Origin of the sequence: Luteibacter sp., from assembly GCF_035539195.1 — a bacterium.
Lineage (GTDB): Bacteria > Pseudomonadota > Gammaproteobacteria > Xanthomonadales > Rhodanobacteraceae > Luteibacter.
Map to the genome: position 1 here is coordinate 189,778 of NZ_DATLIW010000040.1, position 24,809 is coordinate 214,586.

Annotated in this window: 23 protein-coding genes; 11 read left to right on the forward strand and 12 right to left on the reverse strand. The window is 66.2% G+C overall.

The genetic code is table 11. The features are described from left to right. Nucleotides 1-10 precede the first annotated feature (10 nt). Nucleotides 11-1,204 (forward strand): class I SAM-dependent methyltransferase, encoded by a 1,194-nt coding sequence (locus VM621_RS18075; RefSeq protein ID WP_325470353.1) that lies wholly within the window; start codon nucleotides 11-13, stop codon nucleotides 1,202-1,204. An 83-nt stretch (nucleotides 1,205-1,287) separates the two neighbouring features. Here VM621_RS18075 and VM621_RS18080 read toward each other — a convergent pair whose 3' ends face one another. The 3 genes from VM621_RS18080 to VM621_RS18090 are packed head-to-tail and all read right to left on the reverse strand — an operon-like array spanning nucleotide 1,288 to nucleotide 5,625. After that, nucleotides 1,288-2,517, reverse strand: coding sequence for a multifunctional CCA addition/repair protein (locus VM621_RS18080; protein ID WP_325470354.1), 1,230 nt, complete (start codon nucleotides 2,515-2,517; stop codon nucleotides 1,288-1,290). Between the two features lie 8 nt (nucleotides 2,518-2,525). Next, nucleotides 2,526-3,467, reverse strand: a complete 942-nt coding sequence (locus tag VM621_RS18085; RefSeq protein ID WP_325470355.1) for a complex I NDUFA9 subunit family protein — start codon at nucleotides 3,465-3,467, stop codon at nucleotides 2,526-2,528. A gap of 40 nt (nucleotides 3,468-3,507) precedes the next feature. Continuing rightward, nucleotides 3,508-5,625, reverse strand: a complete 2,118-nt coding sequence (locus VM621_RS18090) for a transglycosylase SLT domain-containing protein (RefSeq protein WP_325470356.1) — start codon at nucleotides 5,623-5,625, stop codon at nucleotides 3,508-3,510. A gap of 120 nt (nucleotides 5,626-5,745) precedes the next feature. On the opposite strand from VM621_RS18090, the gene VM621_RS18095 reads away from it, so the two are divergent. Continuing rightward, on the forward strand, nucleotides 5,746-7,380 hold the full coding sequence (locus VM621_RS18095) for a glycosyl hydrolase family 17 protein (protein WP_325470357.1): 1,635 nt from the start codon (nucleotides 5,746-5,748) through the stop codon (nucleotides 7,378-7,380). A gap of 5 nt (nucleotides 7,381-7,385) precedes the next feature. On the opposite strand, the gene VM621_RS18100 is transcribed toward VM621_RS18095, so the two are convergent. From VM621_RS18100 to VM621_RS18120, 5 genes are all read right to left on the reverse strand, one after another. Next, nucleotides 7,386-7,769: a hypothetical protein gene (locus tag VM621_RS18100; RefSeq protein ID WP_325470358.1), complete on the reverse strand. Its 384-nt coding sequence runs from the start codon at nucleotides 7,767-7,769 to the stop codon at nucleotides 7,386-7,388. Between the two features lie 8 nt (nucleotides 7,770-7,777). After that, nucleotides 7,778-8,590: an endonuclease/exonuclease/phosphatase family protein gene (locus tag VM621_RS18105; RefSeq protein WP_325470359.1), complete on the reverse strand. Its 813-nt coding sequence runs from the start codon at nucleotides 8,588-8,590 to the stop codon at nucleotides 7,778-7,780. Nucleotides 8,591-8,680: 90 nt separating this feature from the next. Continuing rightward, complete coding sequence (locus tag VM621_RS18110; protein ID WP_325470360.1) at nucleotides 8,681-9,325, reverse strand: thiol:disulfide interchange protein DsbA/DsbL; 645 nt, start codon at nucleotides 9,323-9,325, stop codon at nucleotides 8,681-8,683. A gap of 30 nt (nucleotides 9,326-9,355) precedes the next feature. Then, on the reverse strand, nucleotides 9,356-10,240 hold the full coding sequence (locus VM621_RS18115) for a thiol:disulfide interchange protein DsbA/DsbL (protein ID WP_325470361.1): 885 nt from the start codon (nucleotides 10,238-10,240) through the stop codon (nucleotides 9,356-9,358). Between the two features lie 75 nt (nucleotides 10,241-10,315). Beyond that, nucleotides 10,316-11,125 (reverse strand): c-type cytochrome, encoded by an 810-nt coding sequence (locus VM621_RS18120; protein WP_325470362.1) that lies wholly within the window; start codon nucleotides 11,123-11,125, stop codon nucleotides 10,316-10,318. Between the two features lie 172 nt (nucleotides 11,126-11,297). Here VM621_RS18120 and yihA point away from each other — a divergent pair, with 172 nt between their 5' ends. After that, a complete protein-coding gene (yihA, locus tag VM621_RS18125) occupies nucleotides 11,298-11,942 on the forward strand; it encodes a ribosome biogenesis GTP-binding protein YihA/YsxC (RefSeq protein ID WP_325470363.1) in 645 nt (214 codons plus the stop codon). A 14-nt stretch (nucleotides 11,943-11,956) separates the two neighbouring features. Here yihA and VM621_RS18130 read toward each other — a convergent pair whose 3' ends face one another. Further along, nucleotides 11,957-12,445, reverse strand: a complete 489-nt coding sequence (locus VM621_RS18130) for a GAF domain-containing protein (RefSeq protein ID WP_325470364.1) — start codon at nucleotides 12,443-12,445, stop codon at nucleotides 11,957-11,959. 75 nt (nucleotides 12,446-12,520) lie between these two features. Here VM621_RS18130 and bioD point away from each other — a divergent pair, with 75 nt between their 5' ends. The 3 genes from bioD to dcp all read left to right on the forward strand — a co-directional run bounded on the left by bioD (nucleotide 12,521) and on the right by dcp (nucleotide 15,848). Then, the gene (gene bioD / locus VM621_RS18135) at nucleotides 12,521-13,192 is read left to right on the forward strand and encodes a dethiobiotin synthase (protein WP_325470365.1); all 672 of its coding nucleotides are present in this window, start codon (nucleotides 12,521-12,523) and stop codon (nucleotides 13,190-13,192) included. Nucleotides 13,193-13,258: 66 nt separating this feature from the next. Beyond that, nucleotides 13,259-13,564, forward strand: coding sequence for a hypothetical protein (locus VM621_RS18140; RefSeq protein ID WP_325470366.1), 306 nt, complete (start codon nucleotides 13,259-13,261; stop codon nucleotides 13,562-13,564). 91 nt (nucleotides 13,565-13,655) lie between these two features. Next, on the forward strand, nucleotides 13,656-15,848 hold the full coding sequence (dcp, locus tag VM621_RS18145) for a peptidyl-dipeptidase Dcp (protein WP_325470367.1): 2,193 nt from the start codon (nucleotides 13,656-13,658) through the stop codon (nucleotides 15,846-15,848). Nucleotides 15,849-15,908: 60 nt separating this feature from the next. On the opposite strand, the gene VM621_RS18150 is transcribed toward dcp, so the two are convergent. After that, a complete protein-coding gene (locus VM621_RS18150) occupies nucleotides 15,909-16,592 on the reverse strand; it encodes a hypothetical protein (RefSeq protein ID WP_325470368.1) in 684 nt (227 codons plus the stop codon). Between the two features lie 300 nt (nucleotides 16,593-16,892). Then, complete coding sequence (putA, locus tag VM621_RS18155) at nucleotides 16,893-20,063, reverse strand: bifunctional proline dehydrogenase/L-glutamate gamma-semialdehyde dehydrogenase PutA (protein ID WP_414674573.1); 3,171 nt, start codon at nucleotides 20,061-20,063, stop codon at nucleotides 16,893-16,895. Nucleotides 20,064-20,225: 162 nt separating this feature from the next. On the opposite strand from putA, the gene VM621_RS18160 reads away from it, so the two are divergent. Genes VM621_RS18160 through VM621_RS18180 form a run of 5 tightly spaced genes read left to right on the forward strand, consistent with a single transcriptional unit; the run spans nucleotide 20,226 to nucleotide 24,333 of the window. Then, complete coding sequence (locus VM621_RS18160) at nucleotides 20,226-20,708, forward strand: DUF2244 domain-containing protein (protein WP_325470370.1); 483 nt, start codon at nucleotides 20,226-20,228, stop codon at nucleotides 20,706-20,708. A 20-nt stretch (nucleotides 20,709-20,728) separates the two neighbouring features. Then, entirely contained in the window at nucleotides 20,729-21,628 is a 900-nt protein-coding gene (gene coxB, locus VM621_RS18165) for a cytochrome c oxidase subunit II (protein ID WP_325470371.1), read from the forward strand. 33 nt (nucleotides 21,629-21,661) lie between these two features. Beyond that, complete coding sequence (ctaD, locus tag VM621_RS18170) at nucleotides 21,662-23,275, forward strand: cytochrome c oxidase subunit I (RefSeq protein WP_325470372.1); 1,614 nt, start codon at nucleotides 21,662-21,664, stop codon at nucleotides 23,273-23,275. A 3-nt stretch (nucleotides 23,276-23,278) separates the two neighbouring features. Next, the gene (locus tag VM621_RS18175) at nucleotides 23,279-23,404 is read left to right on the forward strand and encodes a hypothetical protein (protein WP_325470373.1); all 126 of its coding nucleotides are present in this window, start codon (nucleotides 23,279-23,281) and stop codon (nucleotides 23,402-23,404) included. A gap of 35 nt (nucleotides 23,405-23,439) precedes the next feature. Next, entirely contained in the window at nucleotides 23,440-24,333 is an 894-nt protein-coding gene (locus tag VM621_RS18180) for a cytochrome c oxidase subunit 3 (protein ID WP_325470374.1), read from the forward strand. Between the two features lie 232 nt (nucleotides 24,334-24,565). Here the strand turns inward: VM621_RS18180 and VM621_RS18185 are convergent, their stop codons facing one another. Then, a complete protein-coding gene (locus tag VM621_RS18185; RefSeq protein ID WP_036139356.1) occupies nucleotides 24,566-24,784 on the reverse strand; it encodes a twin transmembrane helix small protein in 219 nt (72 codons plus the stop codon). Nucleotides 24,785-24,809: the final 25 nt, after the last annotated feature.

Below are 24,809 nucleotides of genomic sequence, written 5' to 3' on the forward strand. Positions count from 1 at the left end.
TCCTGATGGCATGAACGCCAAGCTTCCCGAACCCGGCGCCGACGAGCGCGCCCACTCCGAACATCTCTGCGCCCTGCTGCGCGAAGAGATCGCTTCCCACGGTCCCATGCCCTTTTCGCGCTTCATGGAGCGCTGCCTGTATACGCCGGGCCTCGGCTATTACAGCGCGGGCAAGGCCAAGTTCGGTGCGGAGGGCGATTTCGTCACCGCGCCGGAGATCGGTACGCTGTTCGCCCGGTGCGTGGTGCGCGCCTTCGAACCGGTGCTTGCCTCGCTGGGTGCCGACGCCGATTTCCTCGAGCTGGGCGGCGGTAGCGGCGCCTTCGCCGAAGCCGCCCTGCTGGCCCTCGACGCGGCGGGACGCCTGCCGCGCCGCTTCATGATCCTCGAACCCAGTGCGGACCTGCGCGAGCGTCAGCGCGAGCGGCTGCACGCGGCCTTGCCGGCGGCGCTGTTCGCCCGCGCGGTATGGCTCGATGGTCCGCCCGAAGAAGAGTGGGACGGCGTGCTCTTCGCCAACGAAGTGATCGACGCCTTGCCGACCACCCGCTTCACGGTGCGCGATGGCGAGGTCTACGAGGAATACGTGGTCCTCGACGGCGATCGCCGCTTCCACCGCACGGATCGCCCGGCCGATGCCCTGGTCAGTGGCGCCGTACGCCATGTCGAGCGCGATCTCGGTCGTGATTTCCCCAACGGCTATCGCACGGAGATCCTGCCGCAGTTGCCGTACTGGATGCAGGCGGTCGCCGGCTCGCTCCGTCGCGGTGCGATGCTGTTCGCCGACTACGGCTACACGCGTGGCGAGTTCTACCTGCCGGAGCGGACGGACGGCACCCTGCGTGCGTTCTATCGGCATCGCATGCACGACGATATGTTCCACTTGCCTGGCTTGCAGGACCTCACGGCGTCGGTCGATTTCACCGGCCTTGCCGAAGCGGGCAACAACGCGGGCTTTGGCGTCGCCGCCTACATGCCGCAGGCGCCGTTCCTCATTGCCGCAGGCATGCAGGAGTTTTTCGAGAACGACTACCTGATGCTGACCGACGAAGCAGCGCGATACCGGCTGGCCCAGGAAGTGAAGAAGCTCACCTTGCCCGAGCAGATGGGCGAGCGCTTCCAGCTGATGTTGTTCGCCAAGGGGATCGAGGCCTCGGCCTTGCCCGAGGGCATCCTCGCCGCCGACCAGGGCTCGCGGTTGTAATGGATGGTTGTGGGGGCCGCTGTCGCTGCCGCGGCATCGCCGATGAATCGGCTCCCACAGAAAGCGTCACCGCCGTTGCGGAATCAGGCGCCGTGTTTCGGCACCGACGCAATGGCTTGCGCCTGCGCTTTCTTCATCGCCTCGCCGATCGCCGGGCCATGCAGCCCTTGTTCGACGAACCGCTGCGCGGTGATCGCTGCGGCCGCGTCGCGGCAGGCACGGAGAAAATCGGCCTGCGGATAGGGCGCGTCTTCGCTGCCCAGGCGCCCTTGCTTGTCCGCCATGCAGGCGAGCAGGAAGGTTTCGAGTCGCTCGGGCCGACGTAGCGATCCCAGCGCGTCGAGCAGGCGCAGGATCGTCGTCGGCTTCAGTTCGAAGGCCATGTGCGCGTTGAGGTGGTGCTTGCAGACCAACTCGGCCATCGCGGCGTATTCCACCGGCACCTTGAGTCGTGCGGAGATCGCGCGCACGGGTTCGATACCGCGTTGCTCATGCATGATGTGCCGCGGCAGGACGTCGGCGGGTGTGAGCGCCTTGCCCAGGTCGTGGGTGAGCGCACACCAGCCCACCAGCGCGTTGCCCGGAGCCAGTCTCGCGGCGGCATCGAGCACCAGCTCGACGTGGATCCCGGTATCGATCTCCGGATGGAATTCGGGTCGCTGTGGCACGCCATACAGCGCGTCCACTTCGGGAAAGAGCACGCGCAGTGCGCCGCTTTCGCGAAGCACGCGCAGGAACACGGCCGGCGCCGGCTCAGCCAGGGCCTTACGCGTTTCCGCCCAAACCCGTTCGGGAACGAGATGGTCGATCTCGCCGTCGTCGACCATGCGGCGCATCAGCGCCATCGTTTCATCGGCCACGCGAAATCCCATCGGCGCGTAGCGGGCGGCGAAACGCGCGACGCGTAGCAGGCGCACGGGATCTTCGACGAAGGCGTGCGATACATGGCGAAGCGTGCGCGAGGCGATATCGGCGACGCCGCCGAAGGGATCGACCAGGGTGCCGTCCTCGCGCTGGGCGATCGCGTTGATCGTCAGGTCGCGGCGCTCCAGATCCTGCTCGACCGTCACGCCCGGATCGGCATGAAACGCGAAGCCATGATAGCCACGGCCGGTCTTGCGTTCGGTCCGGGCGAGCGCGTATTCCTCCTTGGTGTCGCCGTGGAGAAAGACGGGGAAATCCTTGCCTACGGCCTTGTAGCCGGCCGCAAGCATGTCTTCCGGTGTCGCGCCGACGACCACCCAGTCGCGATCGACCACGGGACGGCCCAACAGCTGGTCGCGGACAGCGCCGCCAACGAGATAGATGTGCATGCGTGGGGTCAGGGGCGGCGTCGCGCGCGGGCTTCGTCGAGCCGACGCTGGCGGACGGGCTTGCCGAGCAGTCTTGGCAGCCAGGCGGAAAACGATTGCGGCACGATGCCGAGTTGGGCGAGCCCGTCGACCTTGCCGACCGAGTCGGTGCGGAGTGTGCGGAAGTTGTCCGGCGTGAACGGCTTTCCCGGAACGAACTGCGCGACGTGCGCTTGCAGGCGGCCGAGTGCATCGGGCATGGGGAGGATCCAGCGCCGACGACCGCGCGCGTCGCGAATGGCGCGTACGACGTCGATGAGCGACCAGGTTTCGCGGCCGTAGAGCTCGAATGTGCGCAGGACGGAGATCGTCGGGTCGGCCACCGCGCGGGCGATCGCCTCGACCACATCGCCGACATAGACCGGTGCGATCTTCGCGTTGGGTCGCGGCAGGGGCATCGCCGGTGCGAAGGCCAGCAGGCTGTCGAAGCGCGAGACCAGGCCGTCGTTCGGCCCGAAGATCGTGCTTGGCTGGTAGATGGTCCAGTCCAGCGTCGACGCCTTGACCAGGGCCTCGGCCTCGCCGCGCGTGCGCAGGTAGGACGACAGGCCTTGTCCGGCCTTCAGCGAGCTCATCTGGTGGAAGCGATGCACGCCCGTGTCGCGGCAGGCTTCGATCAGCAGGCGCGTCAATCCGACGTGCGCGCGCTCGAACGTGTTGCGCCCGCTTTCGTTGAGAATACCGACGAGGTTGATGACCGCGTCGGCGCCGGTGATGAGGCGGCGCAGCGTGGCCGGGTCGTAGACATCCGCGGTGACGACGGTGACGTTCCGACCGACGACGCTGTGCCGGCGGCCCTGGCGATTGCGCGAGAGCAGGATCAGTTCATGCCCGTCCGCGGCCAGTCGCGGAATGAGCGTGCCGCCGACAAAGCCGGTGCCACCGAGAATCACGATCCGTTGGGTTTTCATGGCGCCAGCCTAGGCCCACGAGCGCCCGGCGCCAAGCGGATCATGGCTGCGCGTCCTGTGAGGCGGGGGCCGAGGACGCTGCGGCGGGCGCCGGCTGCATGGCGGCCGGGGTCGCGGGGGCGGTGTCGCGTGCGGTGCGGGCGACGGCCGCGGCGGGTGCCGGGCACGACACCGGCTTGCGCACGGCGCCCGGCGACGGCAGCGAGTACGCGCTGCCGATACGGGTCATGCGCGAGGTGATCGGCAGGGCATTGCCGGTCAGCCGCCAGTCGTAGATCACGGCGAAGGCCATGACCCGTGCGACGTATTCGCGGGTTTCCTTATAGGGAATGCTGACGACGAACAGGTCGGGATCGAGCGTGCCGCGAGCGGTCAGCCACTGGTCCACCTTGTTCGGTCCGGCGTTGTAAGCCGCACTGGCGAGCCACGGCGCGCCGTTGTAGCGCGCCGCCATCTGGGCCAGATAGCGCGTGCCGAGCACGATGTTCGTGCTCGGGTCGTACAGGCTGTCGCCACCGGCCCAGGCGAGGCCGTTGCGTTTTGCCACGAGCGAGGCGGTGCCGGGAAGCAGCTGCATCAGTCCGCGTGCGTCGGCACCGGAGCGCGCGTCGGTCATCCAGGCGCTTTCGGCGCGCACGATCGCGTAAGCCCAGGGCGCTTCGATACCCGCCTGGCTGGCCTGCTCGACGATGCCGTCCTGACGGGCGAGTGGGAAACGCTGTTCGTACAGGCGCAGCGCGTCACCGGAGGACAGGCCGAAGACGGCACGGTCGTACCAGCCCTTGCGGAAGGCGAGGTCGGCGGCGAGACGCTGGGTGTCGGCGTCGCGGCCGGCGAGCGCGGCTGTCCATTCGCGCCGTCCCTGCTTCTGCAGGCCAACGGCATAGAGTTCGAAGGCACGATCGAGGCCAGGTTCGGCGAGCAGCGCGGCTTCCCGGCGCTCGTCGGTCGCCATGGTCGCGGGGCAGATGGCGTAGGCCGTGTCGATGCGATCCGCGGCGAGGAAGCCGAAGTACGTCGCTTCCTGGGAAACCGACTGGTACAGCGCCTTCGCTTCGGCCTGCCTGCCGAGCTTGCCGAGCACCAGGGCGCGGAAGTAACGCCATTCGCCGTCGTCCTTCTGGGATTCCCCAAGTGCCTCCAGCGCCGCCAGTGCCGCCGTCCAGTCCTGGCGGGCGAGTGCCACGCGGACGCGCCACTCGCGGGTCGCATCGGTCTGCGCGCTGGACGGCAGGGCGGCAAGGCGGTCGAGTGCGGATTCGTCGAAATCCGTCGCATGGAACAGCGCCAGCGCATTCTCGATGGCGCCGCGCTGCTGCTCGCTGAGCGTGAACCGCGAAGACAAGGCGTTCCAGGCGCTGTCGGCGACTGTCGACTGTTTGCGCGCCATGCGCTGCAGCGCCAGGGTCACGGCCTGGCGGTGACGTGGCGTGTCGGGCCAGTTCGCGGCATCGCGCAGGGCGCCGGTTGGATCGTTGAGGGCCTGGGCGATGCGCTGGGCGGCCACCGCGTCGTCGGCGGGCAACCAGGGCGCCAACGAGGCGACCGTGCCGCCCTTGCCGGCATCCGCGGCGACCTGGATACGCGCCCACAAACGTTCGGGAGTCAGCAGTCCCTGATCGTGGGCCGCGGACACGACCGGGTCGCAGGCATTCGGCAGGCTGGCCTTCTTCCACAGTTCCGCGATGTCGCGTTCAAAGACCAGCGGCTCGCCGCGCGATAGTTTCGCCTGAAGGTCGAAGCAGGCCAGTGCGTCGCCAAGGCCGGGCTGGTACATCGCGCTGAACGTGGTCCAGTCCTTGCGCCGCGCCAGCTCGCCGAGATAATCCTTGCGCAGGTCGGCGGCGGGAATCATGCCGGGGTATCGCGCCAGATAGGCGTCTACCGGCGCGCGGTCCAGCGTGCGCAGGTCGTGTTCCAGCGCCGCCGCTTCGAGGTAAGGAAACAGCACGTAGCCCTCGAGGCCGGTGGCCTGCGCCCGCCATGCATCGCCGCCCTGCTGCGCCACGGCGTAGGCCTGCCGGAATCGGGCACGCTGGGCATCGGTGCCACTGGCCGAGGCCGACAGCGCGAGGCCCAGGCCACAGACGGCGAGGACGATTCCACCTAGCAGGCGGAGGGTGCGATCGACGCGTCGTGCTACCGGGGCGGATGCCATCGGGTCTTCCTTTACGGGGACATATCGACCGATTGTAAGGGAAGGTGGCGCGCAGGTCGGATGAACGGAGAGCGACGCCGGGCAATCGCCCTGACGCGTCCGGCCCGCTAAGCTAATGGGATGCCGTCCTTCACGCCCTCCGCGCGCTTCGCGCGACCCCTCGCATGGATCGTCCTCGTTGCCGCCGCGCTCTTCGGCGCCGGCTACTGGTGGGTACTCGGCCGCCCGGTACCGCTTCCCGACTCGCCCACCGCGCGAATCGCCTGCGTGTCCTACGCACCCTTCCGGTTGAAGGGCGAGAACCCGATGGACCCTCACGCCTTCGTGTCGCGCGAACGTGTTGAGGAGGATCTCAAGGCCCTCTCCACGCGCTTCGACTGCGTGCGCACCTACGCGATGAACCAGGGCCTCGAGGCGGTGCCGGACATCGCCGGGCGCTACGGCATGAAGGTGCTGATGGGGGTGTGGCTGGGCCGCGATCCGGTGGCCAACGAACAGCAGATCAAGCTCGCGCTGGACGCCGCCCGTCGCGACCACGATACCCTGCGCGGCATCGTAGTCGGCAATGAAGTGCTGTTGCGTGGCGAGCTCTCGTCGAAGGCCCTCGGGGCCTATATCGCGAGGGTGAACGCGGCCACCGATGTGCCGGTGACCTATGCCGATGTCTGGGAGTTCTGGAAGAAGCATCCCGAACTGGCGAAGGACACCGACTACATCACCATCCACATCCTGCCGTACTGGGAAGACGAACCGGTCGCGCCTGCCGATGCCGTGCGTCACGTCGCCGATGTCTACCAGGCGATGAAGCGGGAGTTCCCGGGCAAGTCGATCATGATCGGCGAAACGGGTTGGCCGAGTCAGGGACGTACGCGCCGCGACGCGAGCGCGAGCCTGGTCAACGAAGCGCGCTACATGCGCGAGTTCCTCAACTACGCCGCCACGGTCGACATGCCTTACAACGTCATCGAGGCATTCGACCAGCCGTGGAAACGCGACCTCGAAGGCACCGTCGGCGGTTACTGGGGCATCTTCGATGTCGACGCCAAGCCCAAGTTCGCCATGCAGGGGCCGGTCGTCGAAGAGCCCCGCTGGGCCTGGGCGCTGGGCGTCGGTGGTATCGGCGTCCTGGTGTTTCTCGTGGCCGGCGCGATGCGTCGTCGCTGGCATGGCGCCTCCGGCTGGCTTGCCCTGGCCCTGGCCGGCTTCGCCACCGGGACGGCGCTGGCCGCCCATGCACGCCTGCTCCTTTTCTCCGCCCGCAACGACGTCGAATGGGCCACGGGTGCGATCATCGGTCTGCTGGCGCTGTCGACGGCGCTATCGCTCGCTCGCGCGATCGCTTCGCGTCTGGCCTCGCCGGTGAATCCCGCGGCGATCGCGCCGCGCCCGATCGAGCGCCGTCGCCTCGGCATCGCCTGGTCGGATGCGTTCACGCCGCAACGGTTCTTCTGGATGTTCGTGCTGGCCCTCTACGGCATCCTGATGGTGTTCAACGGCCGCTATCGCGACTTCCCGATCGGCCTGTTCGCGCTGCCATGCGTGGGCTTCCTGCTGCTGGCGATTCTGCGTACGCGTGAGGACATCCTCATGCCGCTGGTCGAGGAGCGCCTGCTGGCCCTCTGGATCGCCGGGCTGGGTATCGCGGTGGTGGTGCAGGAGCTGGGTGCGAACGCCGTGTCCTGGGGCTGGATGCTGCTCAACCTCGCCCTGGCCTTGCCCGTGCTGGCGGCCTGGTGGCGCGCCAGGGGCGACTAAGCCGGTCAGGCCTCGGCGGCGGCGAACTGCTGGCGGTCGTACTGCACGCGCACCAGCCTCAGCGCGCCGATCAGCAGCGCCAGGGCGCCACCTTCATAGCAGTAGAGCTGCAGGGCGATGACGCCAAGACTGGCGGCGAGCACGGCCGAGGCCGTGTTTCTCCAGAACAGTGCGACCAGTGCCATCAGCACGGCCGCGTAGCCGTAGCCGTAGCTGAGGAAGCCCTGCACGACGAGCGTGCGCGTAGCGCACCACCAGGGTCCGCCGCTGCCATCGCAGGCATGCGCCATGTCGGAGGGCTCGATGAAGCCATAGCGAAGCCATGCCGCGGCAAGGGCCACGAGGACGATGATGGCCCAGGGCAGGGCGGCGCGCAGGCTCGGTTTCATGAAACGGGTTACCTCGGTCGGGACGCGCCCGCGGCCTCGGCAAGGGCGAGAGGCAGGCGTATTTCGGCGGCAAGCGGCAGATGATCGGAGAACGCGCGGGGTAATGTCCACGTGCGATCGAGCTTGATATCCGCCGAGGTCAGGATGTGGTCGAGCGCGCGCCGCGGTTTCCAGCTCGGGAAGGTGAGCGTGTTGACGGTCGGCATCTGTAGCGCCGTCTTGTCGAACAGCACGCGCATTTCCGGACTGTTCGGCTCGGTGTTGAGGTCGCCCATCAACACGGCGTGCGGATACGGCGCCAGCAGTTCGGCGATGAAGGCGAGCTGGCCCATGCGTGCCGCCGCACCGAGCGAGAGGTGCGCGACGACCATGACCAGCGCGTCGGAGCCCTCGCCAAATCTTACGAACAAGGCGCCGCGGCCCTTGATCCGGCCGGGGAGCGGGTAATCGATGACTTCGCTGGGCTCGATCCGGCTCAGCAGGCCATTGGCCGAGTGGGCCACACGGGCCATCGGCCGGTTCGGCTGGTGGCTCCAGAACGGCATGCCCGCCGCTTCGGCGATGTAGCGCGTCTGGTTGAGAAAGCCGGAACGAAGACTCCCGGCATCGGCTTCCTGCAGGCCCACCACGTCGAACTCATGGAGCAGCTCGGCCAGCGAATCGAGATTGGCCAGCTTGGAGCGCCCCGGCAGCACGGCGTTGACGCTGCGTGTGACGTAGTCGCTGTAGCGCTGGACGCTGGCGCCGGCGAGGATGTTGCAGCTCAGCAGACGCAGGGTGCGTTCGGGAGCGGGGGACGGGTTCGGCGGGGAGCGGGTCATGGGGTTTCGCGATGGTTACCACGTCGGGCCGTGACTGCCGAGGATGCCCCCCGTCGTGTGAACGGAGGGCATCGGTGTCGGCCCAGGGGCTTACTTGCCGCCCTTGAGTTCCTTGTCCACGAGGGACAGCGTCATGGCGTTGAGTTCGTCGAAGTCCTTGAAGTCCTTCGGACGGTACTTGCCGTCGACGACGATCGCGGGCGTGCCGTCGACGCCCCACTGCTGGATCAGCTTGGTATCGGCAAGGATCCGGTCGTGGATCGCCTTGTCCTTGGTCGCCGCTTCGAGGAACTTCGCCTTGTCCAGGTGATAGTTCGTCGCATACCAGTCGGCCAGTTCCTCGATCGAACGGAGCGGGTAGTGATCCGTATGGATGGCCTTGAACAGGGCCGCATGGGCCGCCGGATCCACCTTGAGCTTCTGCGCCGCGTAGTAGGCCTGCGCATACGGCAGCCAGTTGTCGTTGAAGGCGGCCGGAACGACATGGAATGCCACGCCCTTCGGCAGCTTCTTCTGCAGTTCTTCGACCGTCGGCTCGAAGTGTGCGCAATGGATGCAGCCGTAGGAGAACACCTCGACCACTTCGACCTTGCCGTCCTTGGGATCGAGACGCTGCGGCGTGGCGATGGTGTCGTATTTGCCGGCGTACGGGTCCGTGGCCGGATCGGCCGGACCCGCGGAGCAGGCGGTGGCCAGGGTCAGGCCGACGAACAGGAGCGAGAGACGCTTGAACATGAAAATCTCCGTGAGAGGTCGAGGACGCGGTTACTTACCCGCGGCTTCCTTGCTGACGAGCCACTGGGTGAGCTCGACGGCCTGCGGATAGCCACCGGCGCTGGCAGGGGACAGGCGATACTTGCCGTTGACGATGATCGCCGGCGTGCCATCGACCTCGTAAGCGCGTACGAGTTCATCCGCGCGCTTCATCTTCGTGGTGATGGTGAAGGAATTGGCCGTGGCGACGAACTCTTCCGGCTTCACGCCGTACTTCGCGTAGAACTTCGCGACGTCGTCGATGGTCGGCCAGGCGGACTCCGGCTTGCGACGGTTGGAGCTGCTGTCGAGGATGCCCAGCTCGCCACTCTTGTTCACCGCGTCGAACATGGCGTCGTGACTCTGTTTCTCGATGCCCAGCGCCTGCGCGGTGAGGAAGGCGCGCTGCAGGAGCGGCCAGTTCTCGTCCGGACGGAAGGCGGCAGGCGTGTAGGTCATGACCACACCACGGGGCAGGTCCTTGGCCATCTGTTCGACCAGACCGTTGAACTGATAGCAGAACGGGCAGCCATAGGAGAACACTTCGGTGACTTCGATCTTGCCCGGCGTGCTGGTCGGCTGGACGGGATCGATGCGGAAGTAGTTCTTGCCCTCGACCCATTTGCCTTCATCGACGAAGGGCTTCGGGGCAGGGCGGCTCGTGTCGTCGGCGTCCGCTGCCGCTGCCGGTGCGGCAGCGCCGGTAGCACCGGCCGAGCTGGCCGCCGGCGCAGGCGCGGTCGCCGCGGCGGTGGAAGCCGCCGCGGGCGCAGGCGCGGCCGGTGCCGTGGCGGCGGGAGCGGGAGGCGTGGTGGATGTCGCGGTATCGTTGTTACCGGAGCCGCAGGCCGCCAGACCGATCAGGGCGGCGCAGAGCAGGGGAAGGCGCAGTCGCATCAGGGATTCCTTTTCTAACCTTCTAAACGAGAACGGGCCCGAAGGGGCCCGTTCGATCTTCCAACTTTAACGCCATCAGCGCGTCGCGGGGGTGTCCGCGTCGTTCGTATGCAGGCCTTCGATGTAGCTGGCCAGCGCGGCGATGTCCTTCTCGTCGAGCTTCTGCGCGATCGACGGCATGATCTTCGCGTGCGCGTCGTCGCCCCAGGCGGTGCCGTCGTGCCAGGATTTCAGCGTGGCTTCGATGTACTTGGCGTGCTGGCTGGTGAGCTGCGGGTACATGGCCCCCGGGTTACCGCGACCATCCGGCCCATGGCAAGCCATGCAGGCGGGAATGCCGCGTGCGGTATCGCCTTCGCGGTACAGCGTCTGGCCCTGATCGACGAGCGCCTTGTCGGCGACGCCGGGCAGCGGCTTCTGCTTGGCGAAGTACGCGCCGATGTCGTGCATGTCCTGCGGGGTGAGCGGCGCGGCCATGCCCATCATGATCGGATTCTGGCGCTTGCCTGCCTTGAAGTCGGTGAGCTGGCGGACGATGTACTGCTCGCTCTGCCCCGCCAGGCGCGGGTACTGGGGGTCGGTCGAGTTGCCGTCCAGCCCATGACAGGCGCCGCAAGCGGCGGCCTTGCCCTGGCCGGTGGCGGCGTCGCCCGGCTTCGTCGCCACGGTGGCGTCGGCGCCGGGCGCGGCGGGCGCCACGGTGGCGGTGTCGGCTTTCGGCATGCCCGGTGTGGCCGGATCGGTCGCCGGATTCGCCCCTGGCTTCGCTGCGGTGGTCGCCGGTGCCGGTGCGGAGGCCGGTTTGGCGGGTGCCGCGGTCTGGGCCGCGGCCAGGTTCATGACGAGCATCGCGGTGATGGCAGCGGCGGCGTGCCGAAACTTCATAAGTCTCTCCAAGGGGGATGCTTCCGGATCGGGCGCGCTTCCCCACGCGCCGCAACCAAAAGATTATGAGGGGCCCGGGAGAGCCGGGTCAAACCGCATCAGCGCGCGACGGGCCACGGTATCGCATACACTGCCCGACCATTGTTTTTCCCGCCCGGCGGGCTATCCCCCCATGTCTTCGAATCCGCTGAACGGCGCCACCTTCGTCCTGGCCGCCCACGAAATTGTCCAGCTGCCCTACGACCAGGGCGCCGAGGTGGCCTTTGCCGGCCGTTCCAACGCCGGCAAGTCGAGCGCGTTGAATGCGCTGACCGGCCACAACGCGCTGGCTCGCACGTCCAAGACGCCCGGGCGTACCCAGTTGATGGTCGTGTTCGATCTGCCGCGGCTGAAAGTCGAAGGCACCGAGCCGCTCGACTGCCGGCTGGTCGACCTTCCCGGCTACGGATACGCGAAAGTGCCCGAGGCCATGCGCAAGCATTGGCGCGGCGAGATCGACGCGTACCTGAAGATGCGCCGCAGCCTGCGCGGCATCGTACTCATCGTGGATATCCGCCATGAACTCAAGGAGTTCGACGCCACGATGCTGCAGTTCTGCGCGGACACCCAGCTGCCCTGCCATGTGCTGCTGACCAAGGCCGACAAGATCTCGCGCAGCCAGGCACAGAAGGCGCTGGACGCCATGCGCAAGCATTTCCGCGACAACAACGTGCCCGGTACGGCGCAGGTCTTTTCGTCCAGCGCCAAGACCGGCGTGGACGAGGCACGCGCACGCGTCATGGAGCTATTGGCGACACCGCGTCCGCACGAACTCTGACGGTACCGCCCGAATCAGGCCAGGTTGGCCATGAACACCCGGCACAGCGCTTCCATGCCCTTGCGGTCTTCCTCGTCGAAGCGCGCGACAGAAGGGCTATCCACGTCCCACACGCCGAGCAGGCTGCCGTCGGCCTTGACCAGGGGGACGACGATCTCCGAGTTGGACGCCGCGTCGCAGGCGATGTGGCCGGCGAATTCGTGCACGTCCCTGATCAGCTGGGTTTCGCGCGTCTGCGCCGCCGTGCCGCAGACACCCCGGCCGATCGCGATGCGGATGCAGGCCGGCTTGCCCTGGAAGGGGCCGACCACCAGCTCCTTGCCGTCGAACAGGTAGAAGCCCGCCCAGTTGATGTCCGGCACGGCATCGAACACCAGCGCGGCGAAATTGGCGGCGTTGGCGATCATGTCCGGTTCGCCGGCGAGCAGGCCCTGGGCCTGCTGGACCAGTTCCGCGTACAGCGTGGCTTTGTCGTCGGTGGCGATCGCCTTGGCTTCGAACATGACGGTATCCGGTGAATTCGGTATCTGGGACCGTGTATGGTGCCACGTCCCCGCTCCCGCAAGGCTCCAGGCCCCATGTCACGACACTTCTTCGTGGCCGGCACCGACACCGGCATCGGCAAGACCCACGGCGCGCAGACCCTGGTCTACGCGTTTCGCGAAAGGGGCGAACGCGTCGCCGGAATGAAACCGGTCGCCAGCGGATCCGCCCGGCATGCGGACGGCCTCCGCAACCAGGACGCGCTCGATCTCCAGGCGGCCAGCTGGCCCACGCCGCCCTACGACGAGGTCAATCCTGTCGCACTCGAAGAAGCGGTCGCGCCGCACCTGGCCGCGGCACGCGAGCGCCGGCCCATCGCATGGCCGCCGCTCGACAGGGCCTTCGCCGGGCTCGTGCGTGATTACGATCGCGTGATCGTCGAAGGCGTGGGTGGCTGGATGGTGCCGTTGGGCGAGGACATGTCGACCGAAGACATCCCGCGCCGCTGGCATCTGCCGGTGATCCTCGTGGTCGGCATCCGTCTGGGCTGCATCAGTCATGCGCGCCTCACCGCTCGCGCCATCGAGGCGGACGGCTGCGTGTTGGCGGGCTGGATCGCCAACATCGTCGAGTCGGACATGCCGCTGCGCGAGGAGAACATCGACACGCTGCGCACCCTCTTGCCGACACCCTGCCTCGGTGTGTTGCCGCATCGCGTCTCGCCGCGCGACGCCGCCCTGCTACTCGACCTCGACCTGCTCGGCTGACGGCAAATTCACAGCCTTCGGCTTAACTAAGACACCATGACGACCTACTTTCTCTCCGTTAAAGACATGAGCAAGGCCAAAGGGCCCGATCCCGATCTTTCGTTCGAAGGGATCGGCCCGGACAAGCTGGCCGCCGACATCGCCGATGCCATGCGCAGCGATAGCCTGTTCCAGCGCTGGCGCGCCAAGCAGCCCGAGCCGGACGAGGTCGACCCGAGTCTCGGCGTCACCGACGGCGGTGCCTCGGCGAAGGGCGAGCTCTCCAACGACCGTACGGACGTGCAGCTCAGCACGAGCCTGCCCATGCGCATCGTCAAGCATCGGCTGAACCTGCTGATCGGTTCGAGCTGGGAATTGCGCGACACCCGTTGACCCAGGCCATTCCCTGACCGATGGCGGTTGTCCTCGGTGGCCTCGCGCCGCTAGAGTCGCGGCTTTGCCCACCGTCAGGGATTCGTTGCCCATGCTGAAGGTACGTAGCCTCGTGATCGCCACCTCGATCGCCCTCACCGCCGCCTGCTCGTCGTCGAACGACGCCGACAAGGCCGCCGCACCCGCACCGGCGCCCGCAGGCTCCGCGCCCGCCGCGGCCGCGACCACGGCATCGGCTCCGGCCGCGCACGTGAATCCGTTGCTGACCCAGAGCGAGCTGCCGTTCCAGGCGCCGCCGTTCGACAAGATCGTGGATGCCGACTTCCAGCCGGCCCTCGAGGAAGGCATGAAACAGCAGCTGGCCGAGGTCGAGGCCATCGCGAATTCGGCGGACGAACCGACGTTCGACAACACCATCGTCGCCCTCGAGAAGTCGGGCGTGTTGCTCAAGCGTGCGCAGAACGTGTTCAGCGCACTCACCGGCGCCAACACGAACGACACCCTGCAGAAGGTCGACGAAGACGAATCGCCGAAGCTCGCCGCCCATAGCGATGCGATTTATCTCAATGACAAGCTGTTCAAGCGCGTGGAAGCGCTCCATGAAAAGCGCGATTCGCTCAACCTCGATCCCGAATCCGCGCGCCTGCTCCAGGTGACGTACGACGACTTCGTACATGCCGGCGCCAAGCTGTCCGAGGCCGACAAGACCAAGTTGAAGGACCTCAACAAGGAAGAGTCGACCCTCAGCACCAAGTTCACCAACGTGCTGCTCGCCGCCACCAAGGCCGGCGCACTCGTGGTCGACGACAAGAAGGCGCTCGACGGCATGTCCGACGGCGACATCGAAGCCGCCACCGCGGCCGCGAAGGATCGCAAGCTCGACGGCAAGTACGTCGTCACGCTGCAGAACACGACACAGCAGCCGGCGCTGCAGGGCATGAACGACCGCGACACCCGCGAGAAACTGTTCAAGGCCTCGTGGGACCGTGCCGAACACGGCGACGCGAACGATACGCGTGAGATCATCACGCGCATCGCCGAACTCCGCGCCGATCGCGCGAAGCTGCTCGGCTTCCCGAACTACGCCGCGTGGAAGCTCGACGACCAGATGGCCAAGACGCCGGCAGCCGCCGAGAAGTTCATGGAGCGCCTCGTGCCCGCCGCGGTCGCTCGCGCGACCGCGGAGTCGAAGGATATCCAGCAGGTGATCGACCAGGAGAAGGGCGGTTTCCAGGTCCAGGCCTGGGACTGGGATCACTACGCCGAGAAGGTCCGCAAGGCCAAGTACGACCTGGACGAAGCGCAGATCAAGCCGCACTTCGAGCTCGACAACGTGCTGCAGAACGGCGTGTTCTACGCGGCCAACCAGCTCTACGGTCTGACGTTCAAGGAGCGCAAGGACATCCCGGTGTACCAGCCGGATGTGCGCGTGTTCGAAGTGTTCGACAAGGACGGCACCTCCATGGCGCTGTTCTACTGCGACTACTTCAAGCGTGACAACAAGAACGGCGGCGCGTGGATGAGCAACTTCGTCGACCAGTCGAAGCTGTTCGGCACCAAGCCGGTGGTCTACAACGTCGCCAACTTCACCAAGCCGGCGGCCGGCCAGCCCGCGTTGCTTTCGTTCGACGACGTGACGACGATGTTCCACGAGTTCGGCCACGCCCTGCATGGCATGTTCGCCGCGGCACAGTATCCGTCGCTGTCCGGTGCGAACACGGCGCGCGATTTCGTCGAATTCCCGTCGCAGTTCAATGAACAGTGGGCCTCCGATCCCAAGGTCTTCGCCAACTACGCCAAGCATTACCAGACCGGCGCGGCGATGCCCGACGAACTCGTCGCCAAGATCAAGAAGGCGAAGAGCTTCAACCAGGGCTATGCCATGAGCGAACTCATCTCGGCCGCCTTGCTCGACATGCAATGGCACATGATCGCCCCGGGTACGCCGAAGCAGGACGTCGATGCCTTCGAAACGAAGGCCCTGAAGAAAGCCGGCTTCACCCTTGCCCAGGTGCCGCCGCGCTACCGCTCGAGCTACTTCCAGCATATCTGGGGCAACGGTTACGCCGCCGGCTACTATGCGTACCTGTGGACCCAGATGCTGGATTCCGACGCTTTCGAATGGTTCAAGGAGCACGGTGGACTGACCCGTGAAAACGGTCAGATCTTCCGCGACAAGATTCTCTCGCGCGGCAACACCGAGGAGCTCGGCAAGCTCTACCGCGACTTCCGCGGCAAGGAGCCGAGCATCGAGCCGATGCTGAAGGATCGCGGGCTGAAGTAAGTCCGGCTCAGCGCAAGCGACGACGAAAAGGGCGGCCGGGAGGTCGCCCTTTTCGTTCCCTCATGGGGTGAGGCTGACCCGCGATATCTGCAACAGGCCGCCGCGCCAGAGGATGCCTTGCACTTCATTGAGCGGGTCGGCGTCGTAGTCGATGGTCATCGAAAATCCCCCGGCGCCATTCGCTTGCCGCAGATGAGGCGGGCAGATATTGAACGACTGCAGCTCCACCAGGGCAGGCGACTTCTGGCTGGGCGATCGCAGGAACGTGATGCGCGCTTCCGCGGCGCCGTTGGGAACGCGCAGATGGCAACTGACGCGACGATAGGCGTGACGGAAGATCAGCCGGCACTCGTTGTTCCTGCCGCGTGTGCCCGTCACCACGCAGCCCTCCTCGGTCGGCTCGATGACCACATCGGCGTTGACCGCGACGATCATCGTTTCCGGCAGTTGCAGCATCTCGCCGGCTTTCAGTGTGCCGGAAATCGCCTCGCGAAAATCCTCGTCCATGGGCTGCGATGCGAGCGCGCCGAGTTCCGGCACGCCGTCTCGCTCGGGGCTCATGAACGCCTGCAAGCGTGCGTTGTGCCATGCCGGCCTGGGGCACGACGATTTTCCCGAAACCGCGTGGAGAGGCGGTTCGGAGCGCATATCGGATGAAACGGGTGTAGCGGACATCTGCAACATCATGTCGCGGCCCTCCAGGATGGATGGGCGCCGGGTTCCGGCCGGCGCGATGTCCCTCAAGCAGGCAACGAAACCGCCCCGCTTCGCAATATGACTTTCGTTGTAGGCGCTGCCTGCAGGGCTTGCAGGGCCTGCAGGGTTTACAAGGCCTGCAGGGCTTTCAGGGCTTTCAGGGCTTTCAGGGCTTTCAGGGCCTTCAGGGCTTGCGGGGTCTTGTGGGAGCCGCTTCAGCGGCGAAAAGACTTACGGCGTTACCGCTTCGTTGGCTTTTCGCCGCTGAAGCGGCTCCCACAGTTCCCGGTTCCCACAGTTCCCGGCTCCCACAGTTCCCGGTTCCCACAGTTCGCGGCTCCCGCGTCGTTACTCGCCGATCGTCAGCAGGGACGCATTGCCGCCGGCCGCCGTGGTGTTGATCGTGAGCGTGCGCTCGCCGGCGAAGCGGAGCAGGTAGTGCGGGCCGCCGGCCTTGGGGCCGGTGCCGGAGAGGCCTTCGCCGCCGAACGGCTGCACACCGACCACGGCGCCGATCTGGTTACGGTTGACATAGCAGTTGCCGACGCGTGCCCGGCTCTGGATGTAGTCGATGGTGTCGTCGATGCGGCTGTGGATGCCGAGCGTCAGGCCGAAGCCGGTGGCGTTGATCTGTTCGACCACCTTGTCCAGCTCCGAACCCTTCCAGCGGATCACGTGAAGCACCGGGCCGAACACTTCGCGGGTGAGCACGTCGAGCGACGGGATCTCGTACGCGCGCGGGCCGAAGAACGTGCCGTTCGCGGTCGTGTCGTTGAGAGGTACTTCGCCGATCTTCTTCGCTTCCTTGTCCATGCGGGCGGCATGGTTGACGAGGATCTGCAGCGCGTCGTTGTCGATCACCGGACCGACATCGGTCGAGAGCAGACCCGGATCGCCGATCTTCAGCTCGGCCATGGCGCCGGCGAGCATCGCGGTGACCTTGTCGGCGATGTCTTCCTGCACGAACAGCACGCGTGCGGCCGAGCAGCGCTGGCCGGCGGACTGGAAGGCCGAGGCGATCACGTCCTTGACGATCTGTTCCGGCAGCGCGGAGGAGTCGGCGATCATCGCGTTCTGGCCGCCGGTCTCGGCGATCAGCGCGGCGATCGGCGCATTGCGCGCGGCGAGCGCGCGGTTGATCGCCCAGGCGGTGTCGGTCGAGCCGGTGAAGGCGACGCCGGCGACGCGCGGGTCGCGGGTGAGCGCGGCACCGACCGTGGCGCCGTCGCCGGGCATGTACTGCAGGACGTCGGTCGGGACGCCGGCGGCGTGCAGCAGCTTCACCGCGGCATAGCCGATCAGCGCGGTCTGCTCGGCGGGCTTGGCGATGACGGCGTTACCGGCGGCGAGCGCCGCGGCCACCTGGCCGAGGAAGATCGCCAGCGGGAAGTTCCATGGGCTGATGCAGACGAACACGCCGCGGCCGTTGAGGAACAGCTGGTTGCTCTCGCCGGTCGGGCCGGGCAGCTGTTCCGGCTGGCCGAACAGGCGACGCGCCATCGTGGCGTAGTAGCGCAGGAAGTCGGCGGCTTCGCGGATTTCGGCGATGGCGTCCGGCAGGCTCTTGCCCGCTTCGCGCACGCACAGGGCGATGAACTCGGCACGGTTGTGCTCGAGCTGCTCGGCGGCATGCTCGAGGATCGCGGCGCGGCTGGCGGCCGGCAGGCGGTCCCACGCAGGCTGGGCCTTCACCGCGGCGGTGAGGGCGCGATCGACGAGCGCCGGATCGGTGTTCTCGACGGTGCCGACGATACGACGGCGATCCGACGGATCGGTGACCTCGACCTTCGTGCCACCCGTGGCGCCACCGGCGACCAGCGGGGCGGCGGTCCACGGACCACTGTGCCGGTTGACGGCGTCGGCGAGCTCGTGGAGCTCGTTGTCGTTAGCGAAGTTCATGCCCATGGAATTCTTCCGAAGTTCACCGTACAGATTGACCGGCAGGGGGATGCGGGGATGGGGAATGGAGGCGAAGGCGCGTACCGTTTCGCACGGGTCGGCGACGAGGTCGCGCACCGGCACGCTCTCGTCGACCACGCGATTGACGAAGCTGGTGTTGGCGCCGTTCTCGAGCAGGCGACGGACCAGGTAGGGCAGCAGGTCCTCGTGGGTACCGACCGGCGCGTAGACGCGGCAGGGCACGTTGAGCTTGTCCTTGCCGATCACTTCGGCGTAGAGGTCCGCGCCCATGCCGTGCAGGCGCTGGTTCTCGTACGGACGGCCCTGCGCCAGATGGTGGATCGCGGCGATCGTGTGCGCGTTATGCGTGGCGAACTGCGGATACACCGCATCGCCGCCGGCCGCGAACAGGCGGCGGGCGCAGGCGAGATAGGAAACGTCGGTGTTCGGCTTGCGCGTATAGACCGGGTAGCCGGTGAGGCCGTTTTCCTGCGAACGCTTGATCTCGGCATCCCAGTAGGCGCCCTTGACCAGGCGCACGAACCAGCGACGGCCGGTGGCCCGGGCCTTCTCGGTCACCCAGTCGATGACGAAGGGGGCGCGCTTCTGGTACGCCTGGATGACGATGCCCAGGCCGTTCCAGCCTTCCAGCGAGGGATGCTCGAAGACGTCGCCGATGATGTCGAGGGACAGCTCGAGGCGATCGGTCTCTTCGGCGTCCACCGACAGCGCGATGCCGTTCTTGAAGGCCAGCTGCGAGAGTTCGAGCAGCTTGGCGCCGAGTTCGACGCGCGCGCGGGCGCGGTTGGCTACTTCGTAGCGCGGATGCAGCGCCGAGAGCTTGACCGAGATCGACGGAGCTTCGAGATTGTTCTTGAACGGACCGCGGGCACCGAGCGCGTTGATCGCGTCGCGGTAGTCCTGCTGGTAACGCTCGGCCGTTTCCTGGGTGAGTGCCGACTCGCCCAGCATGTCGTAGGAATAGCGGTAGACCGCGTGTTCCTTCTCGGCGGAACGGTCCAGCGCTTCCTTGATGGTCCGACCCATGACGAACTGGTGGCCCATGATGCGCATCGCCTGGCGCACGGCCAGGCGGACCACCGGCTCGCCGGCGCGGCCGACCAGGCGGCGCAGCGCGGAACTGAAGTCGTGGCGGGTCTCCTCGGCGAGGTTCACCAGGTGGCCGGTGAGCATCAGGCCCCAGGTCGAGGCGTTGACGAACAGCGACTCGCTCTGGCCCAGGTGCTTCTTCCAGTCGGCTTCGCCCAGCTTGTCGCGGATGAGCTTGTCCGCCGTCGCCTTGTCGGGGATGCGCAGGAGTGCCTCGGCCACGCACATGAGCAACACGCCTTCCTCGGAGGAGAGGTCGTACTGGCGCATGAAGGACTCGACCGCGCTCTGGTCCTTGGCCCGCGCGCGGACACGCGTGACCAGGCCGGCGGCGACGTCGATGACGTGTTCGCGCTCCGTCGGCGGCAGGGTGGCCTGGGCCAGCAGGTCGTTGACGGCTTCGGTTTCGTCGCGCAGCCAGGCGGCCGTGATGCGCGCGCGTGCCGGCTCGGCGCCAGTCGGGAGTTCGGGACGAAGGATGGATGGGTTCACGGGGGGAGTGGGGTACATGGGGAGACCGCCCATTGTAGGGGAGCGGGGCCCCCGGTGTGTGTTGCATAGCGGAAGCGTCCCCTGGGCCGCACCGCCTGCGACAACACGTCCCTTCCCAACCTTGCCGCTTCTTGACCAGCGCCCTATCATCCCTCGGGTTCCAGGCACGCTGGACTTTCCATGAACGTGCTTCGACCGACCGTCGCGGGTCAGCCGCGTGTGTTGTGGCTCAAGCCCAACCGCGCGCTGGACAAGCTCGGTCTGCGTCGACTGATCATGGGTCTGGCGGCGATAGCCCTGGCGACGGCGTCGTTCGGCGCGTGGCAGGGGAATGTCTTCGCTCCCGTGTTCGCCCTGATCGAAACCTTCGTCGTGGGGTTCGCGCTTGGAGCGGCCTGGAAGGCCGGCGACAGGGGTGAACGTATCGCCATCGGGCCGGATACGCTGGAGGTGAGGGTGGTACCCGGGCGTCGGGTACGGCGCTTCCAGACGTATTGGGTCAGGGTGGGTCTGGCTCCGGGGGACGGACGCCAGCGTCTGTTGCTCAAGTCACACGGCAACGAGCTCGAAATCGGCGCCTTTCTCGGGGAAGAGGAACGGGTCGAGGTGTCAAGGAAACTCATGGTGCTGCTGGCCGAGGTATCGAGCCAGACGCGCAGGTAGGTTCATTAAAGGTGCAAGACATGACATCTGGCGGCATCGGACGATCGGTTTCGGCGTGGACGGCAGGCGCATTGGCGCTGTTCGGCGGGGAGGCGTGGGGCAATCCCGTCGCCAACCAGATGAACATGACCCAGGGCGTGAGCGAGTGGTCGCCTTATGCGATGCACATGGTGGCCCTGTGGGTCTGCGTGGTCATCGGCATCGTCGTCTTCGGCGCCATGTTCGTCGCGATGTTCCGCTTCCGTAAGTCGCGCGGCGCCGTCGCCGAGAAGTGGGCGCACAGCACCAAGCTGGAAATCATCTGGACGGTCGTCCCGGTCATCATCCTGATCTTCCTGGCCAACCTCGCCACGGGTGGCCTGACCACCTTCGCCGACACCACCGGCGCGGACATGACGATCAAGATCACCGGCTACCAGTGGAAGTGGCGCTACGACTACGTCGACTACAGGGGCAAGGGGGTCGACAAGGTCGGCTTCGTGTCCAAGTTGGAAGAGTCCTCGGACCGCACCCGCCAGCTCAAGTCCAACCTCGACCCGGAGAAGATCCAGGTCGACGGCTACAACACCTACCTGCTCGACGTCGACAAGCCCCTGGTGGTGCCGGTCGGCGTCAAGATCCGCTTCGTCATCGTCGGTGGCGACGTCATCCACTCCTGGTGGGTGCCGGCGCTGGGCTGGAAGATGGACGCGATCCCGGGCATCGCCAACGCGGCCTGGACCAAGATCAAGGAGCCCGGTGTCTACCGTGGCCAGTGCGCCGAATTGTGCGGTCAGGACCACGGCTTCATGCCGATCGTCGTGAAGGCCGTGCCCAAGGCCGAGTTCGAACAATGGCTGGCGACCCAGGAAGACGAGGCCAAGCTCCAGAAGGCCGCGCAGACCGCCCAGAACGCTCCCGCCCCGGCTCCCCAGGGTTAACCGAACAGTTATTGCAGGTAGAGGTGCAAGGCCATGGCGCACGCAGCCACCCACGATCACCACGATCACCATGGAGCCCCGAAGGGGTTCTTCCAGCGATGGGTGATGTCCACGAACCACAAGGACATCGGCACGCTGTACCTGATCTTCTCGCTGACGATGTTCTTCATCGGCGGTGCCTTCGCGATGGTCATCCGCGCGGAGTTGTTCAAGCCGGGCATGCAGCTCGTGCAGCCGTATTTCTTCAATGAAATGACGACCATGCACGCGCTGGTGATGATCTTCGGCGCGATCATGCCGGCCTTCGTCGGCCTGGCCAACTGGATGGTCCCGCTCATGGTCGGCGCGCCGGACATGGCCCTGCCGCGCATGAACAACCTGTCGTTCTGGATCCTTCCGTTCGCCTTCTTCATGCTGCTGTCCACCCTGTTCATGCCGGGCGGCGGTCCTGCCGGTGGCTGGACCATGTATCCGCCGCTGTCGCTGCAGGGCGAGTCGATCGCTTACGTGATCTTCGCGGTCCACCTGATGGGTATCAGCTCGATCATGGGCGCGATCAACATCATCGCGACCATCCTCAACATGCGTGCGCCGGGCATGGACCTGCTGAAGATGCCGGTCTTCGTCTGGAGCTGGCTGATCACGGCGTTCCTGCTCATCGCGGTGATGCCCGTGCTGGCCGGCGCGGTCACCATGCTGTTGACCGACAAGTACTTCCACACCAACTTCTTCAACGCCGCCGGCGGCGGTGACCCGGTCCTGTTCCAGCATATCTTCTGGTTCTTCGGGCACCCCGAGGTCTACATCATGATCCTGCCGGCGTTCGGGATCATCTCGGAAATCATCCCGACCTTCGCCCGCAAGCCGATCTTCGGCTACCGCGCGATGGTGTTCGCGATCGCTTCCATCGCCTTCCTCTCCTTCATCGTCTGGGCGCACCACATGTTCGCCGTGGGCCTGCCGATGGGTGCGGAGATCTTCTTCATGTACGCGACGATGCTGATCGCGGTGCCCACGGGCGTGAAGGTCTTCAACTGGGTGTCGACGATGTGGGGCGGCTCGATGACCTTCGAGACGCCGATGCTGTTCTCGATCGCCTTCGTGATCCTGTTCACCATCGGTGGCTTCTCGGGCCTGATGCTCGCCCTGGCCCCGGCCGACTTCCAGTACCACGACACCTACTTCGTGGTCGCGCACTTCCACTACGTGCTGGTCACCGGTGCCGCGTTCTCGATCATGGCCGCCGCGTATTACTGGATCCCGAAGTGGTCGGGCCACATGTACAGCGAGACCTGGGGCAAGATCCATTTCTGGTCCAGCGTGATCTCGGTGAACGTGCTGTTCTTCCCGCAGCACTTTCTCGGACTGGCCGGCATGCCGCGACGCATCCCCGACTACAACGTGGCCTTCGCCAACTTCAACATGATCAGCTCCATCGGCGGCTTCTGGTTCGGCGCCTCGCAGCTGATCTTCCTCGGCGTGATCATCCACTGCGTGTTCTTCTCGAAGAAGAAAGCGGCGGACCGCTCGTGGGAAGGTGCCAAGGGCCTGGAGTGGACCGTGCCGTCGCCGGCTCCGTTCCACACGTTCGACGTGCCGCCGGTCATCCATGACGACGAGCTCGCCCACGGCAACACGGACCACTGATCGATGCAGGACATGACGGACATCGAGATGGCGGCACGCCGCAAGCGCGCCAACCGGACCGCGATGATCGCGGGCGGTTTCGCGATCGCGGTCTTCCTCCTCTCGATCGTGCAGATGCTGAAGGTCTGACCGGCTAAACCAAGCGACATCCACGGGAAACCACCATGGGTCACCAGCAACAAGACGTCTACTTCGTACCGACCAAGAGCTACTGGCCCATCGTGGCGGCGATCTCCATGTTCGTCACCGTGTACGGTGCCGCGCATTGGCTGAACTCGCAGCCGGGCGACAGCAGCACCTTCGGCAAGCCGCTGTTCTGGATCGGCTTCGTCATGATCCTGGGCATGTTCTTCGGCTGGTTCCGTTCGGTGATCCGCGAATCGCTGTCGGGCAGCTACAACGGCCAGGTGGATCGCTCGTTCCGCATGGGCATGATGTGGTTCATCTTCTCCGAAGTGATGTTCTTCGGTGCCTTCTTCGGCGCGCTCTTCTATGCCCGTATCTTCTCCGTGCCCTGGCTGGGCGGCGAAGGCCACGGCGTCCTCACCCACCAGTTCGTCTGGCAGGGTTACGAGGCATCGTGGGGCGCGAACGGTGGCGGCGGGCCGCAGAAGATCGGCGGCTCGTTCCAGACCATCGCCGCGTGGGGCCTGCCCCTGCTCAATACGCTGATCCTGCTGTCGTCCGGCGTGACCATCACCATCGCGCATCACGCGCTGAAAGCCGGTCATCGCAAGGCGCTGCTGATCGGCCTCGGTGCCACCGTGCTGCTCGGTTGCTGCTTCCTGTGGTTCCAGGCGCACGAATACGCCGAAGCGTACGAGCACTTCAATCTCACGCTGGGCAGCGGCGTCTACGGCGCCACGTTCTTCATGCTCACCGGCTTCCACGGCATGCACGTGACGCTGGGCACGATCATGCTGGCGATCATCTGGATCCGCTGCGCGAAAGGCCACTTCACCAAGGACGACCACTTCGGTTTCGAAGCCGTCGCCTGGTACTGGCATTTCGTCGACGTGGTGTGGCTGGCGCTGTTCCTGTTCGTTTACGTGCTTTGATCTGACGTAAGCGCCGCCATGTGAATCGAAAAACCCGCCGTGAGGCGGGTTTTTTGCTGGCTGGCACCCCGGCGAGCTTTTTGTGGGAGCTTTTTGTGGGAGCCGGCTATGCCGGCGATGGGGTCGCAGCAACCTGGTTATCGCCGCTGAAGCGGCTCCCACATTGGCGCCGCCGCTCCCCCACCCACGGCACCAAATGCCGCACCGCGCCTTGGCCCCCCGGCCATGCGCGTTAGAATTGGCCGACCCCATGGGGATGCAGCCAGCCCATGAAGATGCCCAGCGCCACCATGGCGATGAGCAGCAACGACAGGCCGATGCGACGGGTAAGCGCCCACACCGTGCGTTTGCTCTGGCCTTTGTCGGTCATCATGAAGAACAGGGCCTGGCCGAGGTTGAACAACACCACCAGCAGCAGGATCACCAGCGCGTACTTATAGATGGTTTCCACGTGACCGTTCCGCCTGATATCGACA

What these genes read in the sequence shown, in the direction of transcription:
- VM621_RS18075 (WP_325470353.1), top strand. Translation starts at nt 11, where the DNA reads ATGAACGCCAAGCTTCCCGAACCCGGCGCCGACGAGCGCGCCCACTCC.
- VM621_RS18080 (WP_325470354.1), bottom strand. Translation starts at nt 2,517, where the DNA reads ATGCACATCTATCTCGTTGGCGGCGCTGTCCGCGACCAGCTGTTGGGC.
- VM621_RS18085 (WP_325470355.1), bottom strand. Translation starts at nt 3,467, where the DNA reads ATGAAAACCCAACGGATCGTGATTCTCGGTGGCACCGGCTTTGTCGGC.
- VM621_RS18090 (WP_325470356.1), bottom strand. Translation starts at nt 5,625, where the DNA reads ATGGCATCCGCCCCGGTAGCACGACGCGTCGATCGCACCCTCCGCCTG.
- VM621_RS18095 (WP_325470357.1), top strand. Translation starts at nt 5,746, where the DNA reads ATGCCGTCCTTCACGCCCTCCGCGCGCTTCGCGCGACCCCTCGCATGG.
- VM621_RS18100 (WP_325470358.1), bottom strand. Translation starts at nt 7,769, where the DNA reads ATGAAACCGAGCCTGCGCGCCGCCCTGCCCTGGGCCATCATCGTCCTC.
- VM621_RS18105 (WP_325470359.1), bottom strand. Translation starts at nt 8,590, where the DNA reads ATGACCCGCTCCCCGCCGAACCCGTCCCCCGCTCCCGAACGCACCCTG.
- VM621_RS18110 (WP_325470360.1), bottom strand. Translation starts at nt 9,325, where the DNA reads ATGTTCAAGCGTCTCTCGCTCCTGTTCGTCGGCCTGACCCTGGCCACC.
- VM621_RS18115 (WP_325470361.1), bottom strand. Translation starts at nt 10,240, where the DNA reads ATGCGACTGCGCCTTCCCCTGCTCTGCGCCGCCCTGATCGGTCTGGCG.
- VM621_RS18120 (WP_325470362.1), bottom strand. Translation starts at nt 11,125, where the DNA reads ATGAAGTTTCGGCACGCCGCCGCTGCCATCACCGCGATGCTCGTCATG.
- yihA (WP_325470363.1), top strand. Translation starts at nt 11,298, where the DNA reads ATGTCTTCGAATCCGCTGAACGGCGCCACCTTCGTCCTGGCCGCCCAC.
- VM621_RS18130 (WP_325470364.1), bottom strand. Translation starts at nt 12,445, where the DNA reads ATGTTCGAAGCCAAGGCGATCGCCACCGACGACAAAGCCACGCTGTAC.
- bioD (WP_325470365.1), top strand. Translation starts at nt 12,521, where the DNA reads ATGTCACGACACTTCTTCGTGGCCGGCACCGACACCGGCATCGGCAAG.
- VM621_RS18140 (WP_325470366.1), top strand. Translation starts at nt 13,259, where the DNA reads ATGAGCAAGGCCAAAGGGCCCGATCCCGATCTTTCGTTCGAAGGGATC.
- dcp (WP_325470367.1), top strand. Translation starts at nt 13,656, where the DNA reads ATGCTGAAGGTACGTAGCCTCGTGATCGCCACCTCGATCGCCCTCACC.
- putA (WP_414674573.1), bottom strand. Translation starts at nt 20,063, where the DNA reads ATGTACCCCACTCCCCCCGTGAACCCATCCATCCTTCGTCCCGAACTC.
- VM621_RS18160 (WP_325470370.1), top strand. Translation starts at nt 20,226, where the DNA reads ATGAACGTGCTTCGACCGACCGTCGCGGGTCAGCCGCGTGTGTTGTGG.
- coxB (WP_325470371.1), top strand. Translation starts at nt 20,729, where the DNA reads ATGACATCTGGCGGCATCGGACGATCGGTTTCGGCGTGGACGGCAGGC.
- ctaD (WP_325470372.1), top strand. Translation starts at nt 21,662, where the DNA reads ATGGCGCACGCAGCCACCCACGATCACCACGATCACCATGGAGCCCCG.
- VM621_RS18175 (WP_325470373.1), top strand. Translation starts at nt 23,279, where the DNA reads ATGCAGGACATGACGGACATCGAGATGGCGGCACGCCGCAAGCGCGCC.
- VM621_RS18180 (WP_325470374.1), top strand. Translation starts at nt 23,440, where the DNA reads ATGGGTCACCAGCAACAAGACGTCTACTTCGTACCGACCAAGAGCTAC.